The organism is Marivirga tractuosa (assembly GCF_042140215.1).
In the GTDB taxonomy this organism is placed as follows: Bacteria; Bacteroidota; Bacteroidia; order Cytophagales; family Cyclobacteriaceae; genus Marivirga; species Marivirga tractuosa_A.
Genome location: NZ_CP159478.1, coordinates 4,323,493 through 4,338,756, shown reverse-complemented (window position 1 = coordinate 4,338,756; position 15,264 = coordinate 4,323,493). Strand labels below are relative to the sequence as shown.

Sequence of the window (15,264 nt, the reverse complement as noted above, 5' to 3'; positions counted from 1 at the left end):
AATTTTAAGAGGGCAAAGTTAATAATTGTTTTTGTAATCTTGTAGCTTTATATTTTTATATTTACATATGATTTACTTTCATCTGCTTCTGGAGAGTTTTCGCTTCGCTATAAGTGCCCTGCGAGCCAATTTATTAAGAACCATACTTTCACTTCTGGGTGTAACGGTTGGGATTTTTTCTATCATCACGGTATTTACTTTAGTAGATTCCTTAGAGAAGAATATCAAAGATAGTTTAAATTTCTTGGGGGATGACGTAATTAGAATTGAAAAGTGGCCCTGGATTCTGGGCCAGGATTATCCTTGGTGGAAATATGTCAACCGCCCTAAAGCAGATTACAGCGAATATCAATTCCTTAAAAATAATTCAAAAGAAGCATCTGCAATGACCATTTTTGCTGAAAGATACGGAGTGACTGTAAAATATGGAAGCAATAGTTTGAGTGGGGCGAGAGTTTCGGGTGTAGCCTATCAGCATAAAGATGTATTTGAGATTCCAGTTGAAACAGGACGCTATTTCGGACTACAGGAAATAGAAAAAGGGGCTAATGTAACTATTATCGGAGCTGAAGTAGCCAAAACCTTATTTCCAACAAATGATCCAATAGGGAAAGAAATTAAATTAAAAGGCTTGAAATATCGGGTGATTGGTGTTATGGAAAAACAGGGAGCAAGTATTACCAATGCTCCTAGTGCCGATGATTTTTGCTACGTCCCATACAGTACTTTCTTTAAAATGTATTCTGGACAAGGAAACTGGGGAGTAGAATCTACAATGGCCTTTAAAGGCTATCCTGAAGATGAAGGTTTGAAAAATTTAGAAGGGGAAGTAACTGGTTTATTACGACAGAAAAGAGGGTTACGTCCTCGAGAGGATACTAATTTCGCAATTAATCGCCCTGAAGCATTTGCAGATTTCCTAGATTCAATATTTAGTGTAATTTCAACAGCTGGTTGGGTAATTGGAAGCTTTTCTATTTTAGTAGGAGGCTTTGGAATTGCCAATATTATGTTTGTTTCTGTTAAAGAAAGAACTAATATAATTGGTATTCAAAAATCATTAGGGGCCAAGAATTTCTTTATTCTTTTTCAGTTTTTATTCGAAGCTGTATTTCTATCTCTTTTAGGAGGCTTGTTTGGTATTTTTCTGGTGTATCTTTTAAGTTTTATTTCGTTAGGAAGCTTAGATCTTACGCTTTCATTTGGCAATGTTATAATAGGTATTGTCGTTTCAGCAATAGTGGGAACTTTGTCAGGAATTGTTCCAGCTGGCATGGCGGCTAAATTAGATCCTGTAATTGCTATTCGTGCTTAATTTTTTAATTGATATAAATAAAATAATTAATGATTAAATCTATCGGTTTAATATTTTTGATGGTTTTTCTAGTACAAGAACCTGTTTTGAAAAAACAAAAGCTTACTGATTATCTCAGCATGGAAGTTTCTACCGAGCTAAGAAAGATGACTCAGCAAGAACTTTCGGCCAAGTTTTTAGGTGCCAGAATTCCAGATATAGCCATGACTGATGAACAATCAGCTGTTGAATTTACAATTACAGCTTCACCTACTTTTTGGCAAGATGGGGATGTAGCTCTTCTTAAGGAGTTTTATGATTCAAGTATTCCTCCTTTGTTTCAAGAGATAGATTTTTCTCAAAAAGAATTGGTTGAATTAAATGGAAAGGAATTTGCAGCCTATCAATTTGATGGTAAACCAGATGTGGAGGGCAATCGATCTGCAGAACAACGCTATACCTATTTACTTTATACTATCCATAAAAATGGTTTGGTGACCATCAGTTTTTCTTGCCCGCCTTATTTGAAATCCAAATGGCAGCCAATCGCTCAAAAAATGTTTGAAACCACTAAATTTCGGTAAACATAAAATGGAACTCACCGTTAATTCTGACGAGCACTTTATGGGGGAAGCTCTTCGTCAGGCCGAAATAGCCTATGAAGAAGGAGAAATCCCTGTAGGTGCTGTAGTTGTTTGTCAGAAAAAAATAATTGCTAAGGCTTATAATCAAACAGAAAGATTGAATGATGTAACTGCACATGCAGAAATGCTGGCGATTACATCTGCTGCCAATCATTTAGGCGGAAAATACTTAACGGATTGTACGCTGTATGTTAGCTTAGAGCCTTGCGGAATGTGTGCAGGCGCACTGAATTGGTCACAAATAGATCAAATTGTTTATGCTTTAGCGGATGATAAAAGAGGATTTACTAAAATAAATCCTAATATGGTTCATCCAAAAACGAAAGTTAAAAGTGGACTGATGGCAACAGAAAGCAAGAAGTTAATTGATGATTTCTTTGCTAAAATGAGAAATAAGAAGAATTAAATTTTTAATTAATGTTTAACCTATAATTTATAAATATTATGGCTTTTGAATTACCAGCATTACCATATGCAAAAGACGCTTTAGAACCACATATAGATGCTAAAACGATGGAAATCCACCATGGAAAGCATCATAACGGATATGTTACTAAATTAAATGGAGCTGTTGAAGGAACAGATATGGAAGGCAAGTCTTTAGAAGAATTGCTTAAAAATAATAGTGATAACAATGCTGTTAGAAATAACGGTGGTGGTCATTATAATCACTCATTATTCTGGACTGTAATGAGCCCAGATGGAGGAGGACAGCCTTCAGGAGCTTTAGCAGATGCAATCAATGCAGCTTATGGTTCTTTTGATAAGTTTAAAGAAGAATTTTCAAATGCTGCAGCTACTCGTTTCGGTTCTGGTTGGGCATGGTTATGTGTTCACTCTGGAGGTAAAGTAGAAGTTTGTTCATCTCCAAATCAGGATAACCCAATTATGCCGAATGTAGGCTGTGGTGGAACTCCGATTTTAGGTCTTGATGTTTGGGAACATGCGTATTACCTAAATTATCAAAATAGAAGACCTGATTATATTGGTGCATTTTTTAATGTTATCAATTGGGATGAGGTTTCTAAAAGATATGAGGCAGGAAAATAATTCCTGAATAAAAAATATTTTAAATAGGCTGTAGTTTATAAAATTACAGCCTATTTTTTTTAGAAAAATCTTCTTCCCAATCCATGTGTGTGCCTAGCATGGCACGAGTTGAAAGATACTCAGATTATCTTGAGGGTGCAAGTCCCTTGTATGCGAGCAGCGAAGCATACTAGCAAGTGGCAAGGTCGGTTGAAGCGATTCATTGACTGAAGGAAGCCAAACGGCAAATCCCTGTTCTGACGAACAGAAACTACATACGGAGGCTCAACAACCGTGGTCGAGCAAGCACATCATTGCAAAGGCCGTGCTGTCAGTGGTATTGAGTAGATGTAGCAGAAATAGGGAGAAAGATAAGTGCCTTACCTAGGGAGGTCTCTAGATGTCTGGAACATCAAAGAGAAGTCAGCAGAGGTCATAGTAATTGACAGCAACGAGCCTTGCAAAGCAGGGAAGCCTCACAAGTCAATGAAGGACCGAACATTGAATGCTGTTTTAATTCGGATAGGAGTCCGCTAATTGTGGGTAGCCTATCCTTAAGCAAACAGCTTGTAACAGATTAACGCATATGATAGAACAAGTACTTAAGCGTAAGAATCTGCTCAAAGCGTACCGCCAAGTGGTGCGCAATAAAGGAGCATCAGGAGTAGATGGCATGCCAGTCCAGGAATTAACCTCACATATTGAGGCTAATCGGGACAGGATATTGACCGACATCCTGAACCATCGCTATGTACCGCAAGCTATCAGAGGTGTTGAGATTCCCAAAAGCAATGGTAAAGTAAGACTGTTGGGAGTTCCCACAGTAACAGACAGGTGGCTGCAACAATCCGTTAGCCAAGTGTTGATGAGCAAGTATGAACTTGACTTTGCAGACCACAGCTACGGGTTTAGACCAGAGAAGAATATCCATAAGGCAGTGACACAAGCCTTGAAGTACATCAATGATGGATATCAGGACATAGTGGACATAGACCTTAAGGGATTTTTCGATGAAGTAGACCATGCTGTCCTACTGGAACTCCTCTACCAAAAGGTCAAATGCCGTACTACCTTGAGGTTAATCCGCAAATGGCTTAGAGCCCCGATATTAATTAACGGGAAGCTAATGAAGCGTAGGAAAGGAATGCCGCAAGGTTCACCCCTTAGTCCATTACTATCCAATATTATGTTGGATGTGCTGGACAAGGAATTTGTAAGAAAAGGATACAGATACGTCCGCTATGCAGATGATTTCAGTATATACACGAAATCAAAAGCAGAAGCCAAGAGGATAGGGAATGAGGTTTATTTGTTTTTACAAAGTAAGCTAAAACTACCTATCAATAGGGAGAAAAGCGGAATCAGAAGACCGAGCAACTTTGAGTTGCTTGGTCACGGGTTTGTACCTACTTACAAGAAAGGTGATAAAGGCAAGTACCAATTGGTAGCAAAGAAAAGCAGTTGGGGTTCGCTCAAGCGTAAACTCAAAGGGATTACCAAGAAAACCAGACCCTACAAATTTGAAGAACGTCTCAAGAAATTGGCAGAAATATGCAGGGGGTGGGTAAACAATTACCGCCTAGCGAGCATACAAGTCAAGCTCAAAGCCCTCGATGAGTGGCTAAGGAACCGACTTCGATATTGTATTTGGCACGACTGGAAAAAGCCAGAGAGAAAACGTAAAAACTTAATTCGCTTAGGGATTGATAAAGGCCAGGCATACGCATGGAGCAGGACGAGAAAAGGAGGCTGGGCAGTAGCCCAAAGTCCAATCTTGATCACCACTATCACTTTGTCAAGACTTAGGAGAAAAGGGTATGAATCAATGCTTTCCTATTACTTAAGGACGCAAGTAGTCATTCAATGAACCGCTGTATACGAGACCCGTACGTACAGTGGTGTGAGAGGCGCACCGTGGGCTTATGGCTCACGGCCGTCTACTCGATCTACTAAACAATTCTAAATCTAAAGAAACCATAAGTGAGTGAGTGCCAAAACCTGTTAGGGCTGTATTGTTTACCGGCAATTCAAATGCATAGCCTAGTTTAAGGGTTTCCCCTACTTTCATTTGGGTATTCACGCCAATAGTACCAAAATTTCTAAATGACGCACCAAGCCATATGGCCTCATTCAGAAGAAAAGAAGCATTTAAGTCCAATGCGTAATTATTATTGTCCATATACATCAAAAGAATGGAGGGTTTAAACTTCAGTGCAAAAAGCTGATTGAAAACATAGCCCGCACTTAGATAGTAGTGCCTTCGGTATCTTGTGCTTTCAATTCCACCATCATTTACGTTGATGTCCAGCATCCTGGGTACGGAGAGTCCCACATAGTAGTCTTTGCTCATGTACCAAAAGCCTACCCCAATATTTTCTTCAGTCACGCTTTGTTGCGCATTGTTAAGCACCATATCGTCCACATACTGAAGTGTTAATCTATCATAATTGTAATTTATATTGACTAATCCTGCTTGTATTCCCATTGAAAAAACATCACCTGTTGCGGTAGAGATTTTATAGGAATAAGCCATATTGAATTCGGTATTGCTGTTAATGCCGTAAGTATCGTAAATAAGCGTGGCTCCCAATCCTACCTTGTTTTTGAAGGCAGAACTGGTCACATTTAGAGTGTTGGTAGTGGGTGCTCCATCAACCCCAGCCCACTGCAATCTGCTCATAGCAGTTGCATTAAAAATATTATTCACGCCTGTATAGGCAGGGTTGATGATGGCTTGATTAAAAAAGTACTGATTGTAGAGTGGGTCAAGCTGGGCACTCAAGCCAAGTGGGAACATTAGAATAATAAAAGGTATTAGTTTGTAAAGTTTTTTCATGCCGTTTATCTTTTTAGAAGTAAAAACCCACTTATTCTTTTGTCTCCATTTCCCTTATCAATCACATAGTAGTAATTACCAGTAAGAAGTTCTTTTCCATTATCTGAGATGCCTTCAAAAATATTGTCATTATTATTGTAGTTATTGACTTCAAAAATCTTGTTTCCCCATCGATTGAAAATGCTCACGATGTTATTGGGGTATTCAGCAATATTATCTATTTGAAGGAAATCATGTCTACCATCTCCATTTGGGGTGACAACATTAAAGACTTTTATTTCAGTAGATGCCTCTAATACTGTTCCCAAAACTCTAAAAGAAAAGTTATTTGTACTAGTCATGATTGTTACAAATCCAGTATACTCGCCTACAGTTGTGGCATTTAATCGTACTTCAAATTCATCTGAAGATAATGGAGGCACATTTAAAGGCGCATTTATGATTTGGAAAACAGGATTGTCCACTTCAATTCTTAAAATATCTATACTAGACTTCGAACTGCGGTTTTCAATGATAAAGGTTTTATCTAAATTCTGATTAATAAAGGTTGTTCCAAGATTTACATCTTCATTTGAGATGACGATTGAATCCGTTTCATTGTCAATGACATTGAGGTCAGAATATTCCACATTCACAGTGAAATTAAATTCTGGATTATCTATACTGTTATTAACAATGCTTATTTCACTAGTATAGGCTCCAAATTCAGCGGGATTTAACTGCAGTATAAACTGATCAGATGTTCCTGATTTAACTGTATCAGGGACATTTATAACTTCAAAAACATTTTCTGAGGATGAAATATTTGAAATAATTAGGTCAGCATCTCCATCATTCTCAATAGTGATTTGTCGCTCAAAGGTTTCCTCACTAACAATAGTTCCAAAATCAACGGTATCAGTTTGATTATTAAAAATTGGGTTATCCTCTAGCCAGAATAAGGCAATTTGTGAAAATGTGAAAGTAAAACCATCAAGTGTTGCTGTTCCTCCAGGTGTTCTTACAGCTACTTCTCCAGAAGTACCTTCCCCAACCACTGCAGTAATGACAGTATCAGAATCTAAAGTAAAAGAACTGGCTGCTGCACCGCCAAAGCTTACCAAATTTGCATCTGTAAAATTTAAGCCTTCTATTGTGACTATATCTCCTGTAGTTGAAGAAGTTGGATTAAAAGATGTGATTACTGGAGGCGCAACAAATTCAAAACCTTCTTTAGTTGCTGTGCCACCAGGAGTAGTAACTAATACCTCTCCAGAAGCTCCTTCACCCACTATAGCAGTTATTACTGTGTCTGATTCTGTTGTAAAAGAATTCGCTTCAGTACCACCAAAGCTAACAAGGCTTGTATTATTAAAACCACTCCCTGATATAGTTACGGTTATTCCTGGGCCTGCTGATTTTGGGGTGAAGTCTGTAATTTCTGGTATTGACAATGTAGCTTGAAAGGCTGGGTTTCCTGTAGCGGTATTAATGTTGTAATTTTCCAGGTTATTTGCTCCATTAAATTCAAATATTTGAAGATGGTAGGTAGTGCCATCGCTTAGCCCACTAAGCGTAAAACTATTGCCTTCTCCTCTATAAACTACGAAATTTCCACTTCCTAATTCATCTCCATTTCCTAATACAGCATTAGCAGCATAACTTGTTAAATCATCTGGATTCGCATTAACTTCACTACTTTCCTTTGCAATAACTAACCTACTAGCACCGTCTCCATTAGTCCAACTAACGTCCATTTGGGTCAAGGATATATTTGAAAATGAAATATTAGATGCTTGGGTTGAAGGTTCTTCGCATTCTGGCCCATTATCATAAATATTCCAATCAAAATCATCAATTAATCTTGATCTTTGAATATCAGAAAGACAATAATTCAAGTTTTGTGCTCCTAAATTAAGGTTTGAAGGAATTTGTTCTTCTCCAGCAGATAAAGTTGCCCATCCTATTAAGGTGGAGTCATAATTAATTCTAGAAAGTCCTGAATTTGTAAATAATGAATCTAAACCAAATGGTGGAGTGGATTCTACCTCAAAGGGCTGAACTGAACTTAAATCCCAATTTTTAAGATTCTGATTAAATGATGTTGCATTCCAGAACATTCCTCCCATATTTCTCACATTTGAAACATTCCAGTCATCTAAATCCCTATTAAAAGCAGTTGCTCCATGAAACATACGGTCCATTTCAGTGACATTTCGTACGTCCCAATCTCCTATATCACTATTAAAAGCAATGGCCTCTTCAAACATCTCACCCATGCCGTTTACATTTCCAACATTCCACTCACTTAAATCCCCATTAAAGGATGATGCACCCTTAAACATTCTGCTCATATTGGTGACATTATTAACACTCCAATCACTTAAGTCGCCATTAAAAGTTGTGGCCTCTCTAAACATTCCATTCATTGATTGCACATTACGGACATCCCAAGAATTTAAATTTCTATTGAAAGTGGAAGCACCAGAAAACATCGAGGACATATAATTGACATTGCTTACATCCCAATTATTTAAATTCCTATTAAAACTTGAGGCTCCGTTAAACATAGAGCTCATAAAGTTTACATTACTCACATCCCAGTTATTCAAATCACCATTGAAAGATGTAGCATTTTGAAACATATTACTCATGTCTTCAATTGTACTCACATCCCAATTACTTAAATCACCAGTAAATGAAGTTGCCCCTCCAAACATATTGCTTAGTGAGGTTGCATTTAATAGTAGTGGAGAATCTGAGGCGTTAGATACTAAATTTACACATCCCGAGAATGCACTGCTCATGCTTGTCCATTCTTGATCTCCCCATTGTTCTATACTTCTGATTTTTTCTCTATTAACTGCATCAACGTTAAAATCTGGGAAGTAAATTCTAGGGAAATCCCCTGAAATAGATACTTCATAGATGTCATCATTGTTTAATCCAGTAATTGTAAACCTACTATTGCGACCAGTGATAGAACCTTCTCCTACGCCAGGATTTGTTACATTAGTCCAGCTTATGTTGTAAAAATATGTTTCAGAATTAAGCGTAGGAATTGTTATTTCAGTATCATTTGTTTGCCAAGTTGTGATAAATGGATCGCATTCTAATTCATCTCCGTTAATAACCCAACTCAAAGTAGTACCAGTAAGTATCGTTCTACTATCAGCTCCATTACAGTAATTTAATCCGGCCGCTCCTAAGGTAATTCCTGATGGTGTGTTGAAAAAAGATTCCCATCCTCTCAAAGTTGCATCGTAATTTATTTTGGACATTCCACAATTATCTAACATTCCTGACATATTGTTAACATTAATTATGTACCAATCACCTAATGGTTGATTAAATGAACTAGCCCCTGAGAACATATTACTTAAATTGGTTAGGCTTCCTGTAAACCAATCATCTAATTCACTATTAAAAGCTGAGGCATTTCGAAACATCCCGCTCATGGTCAAAACATCACTGACACTCCAATCATTTAAATTTTGGTTAAATGAGGTGGCGCCATTAAACATATTGCTCATGTTTTCTACACTTGTAGTATTCCAGTTGCTTATATTGCCGTTAAAAGATGTGGCGTTTCGAAACATTCTACTCATATTGGTTACATTCAAGACATTCCAATTATTTAGTTCTCTATTAAATGAGCTAGCTCCATCAAACATTTGCTGCATGTCCGTTGCATTGCTTACATTCCAATTACTAATATTTCCATTGAATGCTGAGGCTTCAAAAAAGACTCCTACAAAATTTGTAACATTACTTACATCCCAATTATTTAAGTCACTATTAATATTGGTTAAAGCAAGCATTCCAATCATACTTGCCACTTGTTCCAAATTGGGAGCATCGTTTGCATTGGAAATTAAATTAGAGCATCCGTAAAATGCAAAATACATTGTTTGCCATTCAATATCTCCCCATTGTTCAATGGTTTGAATTTTTGGAGCATCATCAGGTGAACCTAAAAAATAAATTGCTGGAAAAGCACCAGAAATTTTAATTTCATAGGTGTCACCATTGTTTAAATCAGTTATTACTTGATCTCCCGTAACTCCAGAAGCTGAACCATTACCTTCTCCTGGATTTGTTAAGTTTATCCATTCTATATCATAATCATATGTTAAGCTATCGACTGAAATAGTGGGGATGGTTATAGACCCATCTGTGGTTTGCCAAGTAGTAGTGAATTCATTTTGAGCTAATAATTTACCTGAAAAGGCAAAGCAAAAAATAAGCAGCGCATAAGTGTAAAAAAGTTTATACATGGCTAATTAAGTTATTCCTATGTAAAGATATAAATATATTATGAATATTTTGTGTTTTTATGACAATAATTTTTATAAATAATTAAAAATGACTGAGTTATGTTCTGAAGGTCATTAGAAATGGTTTTTGTTTTGCATTTTGCTTATTGTTTATCACACAATATATGTTTTCATGATGTCAGATTATAGATTAAAATTTTAATTTTTTTTAAAACAACAATGAATATTTAATTTTTAGGTTCAGGTTTTGGATAGTATGAGCTGTATATTTTTTTGTTTTAAATATTAATAGGCTTTACTTTGAAGCAAAATCTAAATTGGAGACTTCCCAATAATTTTTAATGATTAAAATGAATGATTTAGGTTCCTTTCTTCAGGAAAGACTGCAAAAACCGCTTCCAGGCGATGTGGCACATCAACAGATGATGGCTCAACCTATTGGTCAGCGCTTTAAAATGCAATATGAAAAGCCTCCCAAGAAAGGAGCAGTAATGATTGCGCTATATCCTGATGAGGGTAAAATCTATTTTCCTTTAATGCAAAGACCACCTTATCAAGGTATTCATGGTGGGCAAGTAAGCCTGCCAGGTGGAAAGATGGAAGATTCAGATGATAGTTTAATTGAAACTGCTATCAGGGAAACTTTCGAGGAAATTGGAGTGAAAATTTCTGATAATCAGGTAATCGGAAGCTTATCCGATTTGAATGTAACGGCTAGTAATTTTATAGTGAAACCTGTTGTCAGTATTTTACATCGAAAGCCTGATTTCATTAAGGACCCTCGTGAGGTGGAACAAATTTTTAAAGCAGAAGTACAACATTTGATCCATCCCCAAACTTTACAGGAAAAAGAGCTGACAGTTGCCCAAGAAGTAAGGTTAAAAGCTCCGTTTTTTGATATAGAAGAAAAAGTAGTGTGGGGCGCTACCGCCATGATACTAAGTGAATTTGTAGAAATTTTGAAAGAACATTATACCTAATGGAAAAACCACTAATCACCAATGATGCCGTAGTTTTAGGATTGTTAATGCTAATATTGGCAGCCATTTTTATCACTGCTTCGAGCAAAAAGTCAGGCTGGCAAAAATTTTATAGATTTGTTCCTTCTGTTTTGTTGTGCTATTTCATTCCATCTTTATTTAACACTTTTGGCATCATTTCAGGAGATGAATCCAATCTTTATTATATGTCATCTCGCTATTTATTGCCTAGTGCTTTGGTGTTATTGACGCTTAGCATTGATTTGAAAGCCATTGCAAGATTAGGGAAAAAAGCTATCATTATGTTTTTTGCAGGTACTGTTGGGATTGTAATTGGTGGACCACTTTCGATTTTAATAGTTTCTTCTTTTGCTCCGGATATTGTGGGTGGTGTTGGTCCTGATGCTGTCTGGAGAGGAATGGCTACAATAGCCGGAAGTTGGATAGGTGGAGGAGCCAACCAGGCAGCTATGTTTGAAACCTTTGGTGCCAGTGAGGATTTGTTTGCCACCATGATTACTGTAGATGTGATCGTAGCCAATATTTGGATGGCATTTTTATTATACGGAGTAGGGATTTCTAAAAAGCTGGATAAAAGATTAAAAGCAGATGCCTCATCCATTGAGGAAGTAAAAAACGGAATCGAAAAGTATCAGGCTTCCATCATGAAAATTCCAACTCTACCAGAAGTGATGACCGTCTTGGCAATTGGTTTCGGAGCAACTGGTATAGCACATTTTGGTGCAGATATTATTGCGCCATGGATAGGCGAAGTGGCTCCTCAATTAGATAAATTTAGTTTGACTTCCTCCTTCTTTTGGTTAGTAGTAATTGCCACCACCATTGGCTTAGGATTGTCATTTACCAAAGCACGAAAATTCGAAGGCGTAGGTGCCTCCCGCTTAGGAAGTGTGATGATTTATGTTTTGGTAGCCTCCATTGGTATGTTAATGGATGTGACCGCCATATTTGACAATCCCGGTTTCTTTATGGTAGGTTTGATTTGGATGGCAGTTCATGTGATTGTGTTGCTTGGTGTTGCCAAAATAATAAAAGCCCCTTATTTCTTTGTGGCCGTGGGAAGTCAAGCCAATGTAGGAGGTGCAGCGTCCGCCCCAATAGTTGCTGGTGCTTTTCACCCTAGCTTAGCTCCGGTTGGAGTTTTGTTAGCGGTATTAGGTTATGCTTTGGGTACTTATGCAGCCTATATTTGCGGATTATTGTTGCAGGCGGCTGCGGCTGTTTGAATGAAATCTATTGGAATTGTGTTACAGAAATAATTATAATTAACTATGGGAAAACAGGAAAAGATAGTTGTCTATTCTTCAAATGGTAAGCCATTATCTCAATTTCAATATAAAAAGGAAATCGATGAAGCGATAGAGCAAATAGAAAGTGGGCAATTTGTTTCACAAAAGGAAATGAATAAGAAAATTAAAAAGAGTATTTAATTCAACTCATGAGTCTGTCAAAAGATAAAATAAAGGAACTTAAAGATTACTTTGTGAGCAAACCTGTCTACAGTGCATCAATTTTTGGTTCATTTAGTAGAGGCGAGGATAATGAAGAAAGTGATGTCGATATCTTACTTGATTTAGATTATTCAAAACCTATTGGACTTCAATTTATTCAAATGAAAATTGATTTGGAAAAAATCTTAAATCGAAAGGTGGATTTATTATCTAAAAACGGGCTTGATAAAGACTTGCAAAAAGAAATTGAGCATGACAAAACTTTGATTTATGAAAGAGGAAGTCAAAGATAAAAGTAGACTAAAACATATCATTCAAGCTTTAAATGAGATTCAATTCTACACGGAAGGTGTTGAAAAGCAAGAGTTTTTAGATAACTCTATGATGAGATTTGCTTGTATCAAACAACTCGAAATCATTGGTGAGGCTTCAAATCATTTGTCAGATAATTTTAAAAATAAATATCCAACCATAGAATGGAGGCAAATCATTGGTATGCGAAATGTTTTTGTTCATGAATATTTCTCCTTGGACAATCATGTTCTTTGGGATATTGTCAATTTCGATATTCCGAACCTAAAAAAAGAACTTATGAAAATAATCTAAACCCATTTTTATATGCAATTACGAAGATGAGTTCTAAAAAATGGAGGTTGATTTCTGTATTTTCTTTTTGTGTTATGACAATTGGAATTAAAGAAATGAGCGACAATGTAAATTCATTTCAAATTATATTTTTTAGATCATTAATAGGGCTGCTCACCATTCTTATATTTTTTAAAAATAAATTATCAAGACCAACATTCTTCATTATAAAAGAACATTTATTTAGAAATATATTTCATTTAATAGGGCAATACGGTTACATAGTAGGAATTATTTATTTATCATTGGCTGAAGTAACCGCTATTGAATTTTCTGTACCCATCTGGATATTGATAATTGCTTCTGTCTTACTAAAAGAAGAGTTAACAAAATATAAAGTAATGAGTATCATTTTAGGGTTTAACGGTGTACTAATAATCATTAGACCTGGATTTGGTGTAATAAATACTAACTCAATTATTGTATTATTATCTGCTATTAGTTATGCAATTGCTCATGCTTCAACTAAAAAATTGACTAAAAAATATAAACCTTTAGACATTGTTTTCATTATGTGTCTAATTCAAATTCCTATTTCCTTTGGTCTTACTATAACAGACATTAATTTACCTAATCTAAGAGACTTTTCATTTTTACTTATTGTTGGAATATCAGCAATTACTGCTCACTTTACAATGGCTAAAGCTATGATGGATGATGATATTAGTTCTATTATATCAATTGATTATTTTAGACTTCCTATCTTAATATTTTTAGGTATTTTACTTTATAAAGAAAACTTCAATGCAGCCTACTTAACTGGTGGAACTTTGATATTTGTTGGAAATTGGATTAATAAAAAAAGCACAAAATAGAAACTAAAATTTCACCGATAGCTCCAGCTCGTGCTTCAGTCAGCAAAGAATGCAAATAATAAGATTTGAAATTCAATTTACTAGCAAACATCTACTTTAACTCTATTTGAAATAAATAGAGTATTTAATGTTCTAGTTTTGGGTTCCTGTTGATAGAGTTGAATTGTGAATTCTATTGCTAAAATGGTATTGTACGAGCTTGTAGGCTGTTTTTAATCATTATTCGAATCAAATATTTTTTCAAACGCATTGTACACTGCAATGTGCAGTGCGTCACCATGTGTTTTGTCTTCTAAAAACTCGTAATACAGCTGTGCGTTCTGATTTTTGTTTTTCATTAATTTTTCAAACAATTCTTTGGCAGTACGTTCCATTACTTCGCCTTCCTTCCCTACTGCCACATAAATTGATTTGGTTGATTCATATGGTTTAGGATGTCTTGTCAAAAGTTCTTCATTGTTCCACCACAAACTCGGACTGACAATAATATAGTGATCGAAAAGTTCAGGTTTTTCGAATAATATTTCAGAGGCTAATAGTCCACCTAAAGACTGTCCAATTATCGTTTTACTTGAGCTTGTCCGATAGGTTGAGTCAATAAATGATTGAAGTTCATTTTCCAAAAAGCTTATAAATTTTTCTGATTGTCCAGAGGTTGGAAATTCTTTTTGGTCAAGTTCACTTTCAGAAGGATATGTAAAATCTCTTTTTCTATCGACATTTGCAATTCCGATCACGATGGATTCTGGAATCATATTAATCCATGAAAAGGAGCCAAATTGAACAATTCCTGCAATATGAATAAAGTCTTCGTCTTTTGAGCCATCCAGCAAATAAATCACTGGATATGTTTTTGAACTATCGGCTTGATAATTAGGAGGTAAGTAAATATTTAACGTTCTGGTCTCGTGCAATATTTTTGAATTGATAGTAACTATCTTACCTATTGTGAAATCAGTTTCGCTAATTTTCTCAGGTAATGCTTGACCAAATGACAAATTGGCTATCAATAATAATAAAATGCTTAAAAAATGATGTTTCATAAACTACTTTTCAAATGGGAAAAATTCCACAGTTCGAATCGTGGAATTGTAAAAGTATAAAAAAATCTGAATTCCTAATTGAGGCACTTAGTAGGATTCCTCTGGCTAGAGGCTGTCCAAAAAGGACAGTTTTTTTTATGCCGCTATTTTCAGATACCCACATCCATTTTCACTTATTTTTTGCTGTCCATGGATTTTCGACTTAATTTCTGTGGACATTTTATGATAAGGGGCATTTTTACCAACTCTT

14 protein-coding genes are annotated in these 15,264 nt (G+C 35.9%); 11 read left to right on the top strand and 3 right to left on the bottom strand.

The features are described from left to right. The first annotated feature begins 67 nt into the window (after nt 1-67). The 5 genes from ABWH96_RS19325 (at nt 68) to ltrA (ending at nt 4,834) form a co-directional block, all read left to right on the top strand. Nucleotides 68-1,315 carry an ABC transporter permease gene (locus ABWH96_RS19325; RefSeq protein ID WP_375579134.1) on the top strand — a complete coding sequence of 416 codons (1,248 nt, stop codon included), beginning with the start codon at nt 68-70 and terminating at the stop codon, nt 1,313-1,315. A gap of 29 nt (nt 1,316-1,344) precedes the next feature. Then, nucleotides 1,345-1,878 (top strand): hypothetical protein, encoded by a 534-nt coding sequence (locus ABWH96_RS19320; protein ID WP_375579133.1) that lies wholly within the window; start codon nt 1,345-1,347, stop codon nt 1,876-1,878. Nucleotides 1,879-1,885: 7 nt separating this feature from the next. Continuing rightward, complete coding sequence (locus tag ABWH96_RS19315; protein ID WP_375579132.1) at nt 1,886-2,344, top strand: nucleoside deaminase; 459 nt, start codon at nt 1,886-1,888, stop codon at nt 2,342-2,344. Nucleotides 2,345-2,382: 38 nt separating this feature from the next. Beyond that, entirely contained in the window at nt 2,383-2,988 is a 606-nt protein-coding gene (locus tag ABWH96_RS19310; RefSeq protein ID WP_375579131.1) for a superoxide dismutase, read from the top strand. A 565-nt stretch (nt 2,989-3,553) separates the two neighbouring features. After that, nucleotides 3,554-4,834, top strand: a complete 1,281-nt coding sequence (gene ltrA / locus ABWH96_RS19305; RefSeq protein WP_375578447.1) for a group II intron reverse transcriptase/maturase — start codon at nt 3,554-3,556, stop codon at nt 4,832-4,834. Between the two features lie 60 nt (nt 4,835-4,894). On the opposite strand, the gene ABWH96_RS19300 is transcribed toward ltrA, so the two are convergent. Further along, entirely contained in the window at nt 4,895-5,803 is a 909-nt protein-coding gene (locus tag ABWH96_RS19300; protein WP_375579130.1) for a type IX secretion system membrane protein PorP/SprF, read from the bottom strand. A gap of 5 nt (nt 5,804-5,808) precedes the next feature. Further along, on the bottom strand, nt 5,809-10,059 hold the full coding sequence (locus ABWH96_RS19295) for a BspA family leucine-rich repeat surface protein (protein WP_375579129.1): 4,251 nt from the start codon (nt 10,057-10,059) through the stop codon (nt 5,809-5,811). A 350-nt stretch (nt 10,060-10,409) separates the two neighbouring features. On the opposite strand from ABWH96_RS19295, the gene ABWH96_RS19290 reads away from it, so the two are divergent. Genes ABWH96_RS19290 through ABWH96_RS19265 form a run of 6 tightly spaced genes read left to right on the top strand, consistent with a single transcriptional unit; the run spans nt 10,410 to nt 13,971 of the window. Next, nucleotides 10,410-11,039, top strand: coding sequence for an NUDIX hydrolase (locus ABWH96_RS19290; protein ID WP_375579128.1), 630 nt, complete (start codon nt 10,410-10,412; stop codon nt 11,037-11,039). Further along, on the top strand, nt 11,039-12,286 hold the full coding sequence (locus ABWH96_RS19285) for a DUF819 domain-containing protein (RefSeq protein WP_375579127.1): 1,248 nt from the start codon (nt 11,039-11,041) through the stop codon (nt 12,284-12,286). Before ABWH96_RS19290 ends, ABWH96_RS19285 begins: the two co-directional genes overlap by 1 nt. Before the next feature lie 45 nt (nt 12,287-12,331). Then, nucleotides 12,332-12,490: a hypothetical protein gene (locus tag ABWH96_RS19280; protein WP_375579126.1), complete on the top strand. Its 159-nt coding sequence runs from the start codon at nt 12,332-12,334 to the stop codon at nt 12,488-12,490. 8 nt (nt 12,491-12,498) lie between these two features. After that, entirely contained in the window at nt 12,499-12,804 is a 306-nt protein-coding gene (locus ABWH96_RS19275) for a nucleotidyltransferase family protein (protein ID WP_375579125.1), read from the top strand. Further along, complete coding sequence (locus tag ABWH96_RS19270) at nt 12,782-13,117, top strand: DUF86 domain-containing protein (RefSeq protein WP_375579124.1); 336 nt, start codon at nt 12,782-12,784, stop codon at nt 13,115-13,117. The genes ABWH96_RS19275 and ABWH96_RS19270 overlap by 23 nt, the downstream gene beginning before the upstream one ends. Nucleotides 13,118-13,143: 26 nt before the next feature. Further along, nucleotides 13,144-13,971: a DMT family transporter gene (locus ABWH96_RS19265; RefSeq protein WP_375579123.1), complete on the top strand. Its 828-nt coding sequence runs from the start codon at nt 13,144-13,146 to the stop codon at nt 13,969-13,971. A gap of 212 nt (nt 13,972-14,183) precedes the next feature. Here the strand turns inward: ABWH96_RS19265 and ABWH96_RS19260 are convergent, their stop codons facing one another. Continuing rightward, complete coding sequence (locus ABWH96_RS19260; protein WP_375579122.1) at nt 14,184-15,014, bottom strand: alpha/beta hydrolase; 831 nt, start codon at nt 15,012-15,014, stop codon at nt 14,184-14,186. Nucleotides 15,015-15,264: the final 250 nt, after the last annotated feature.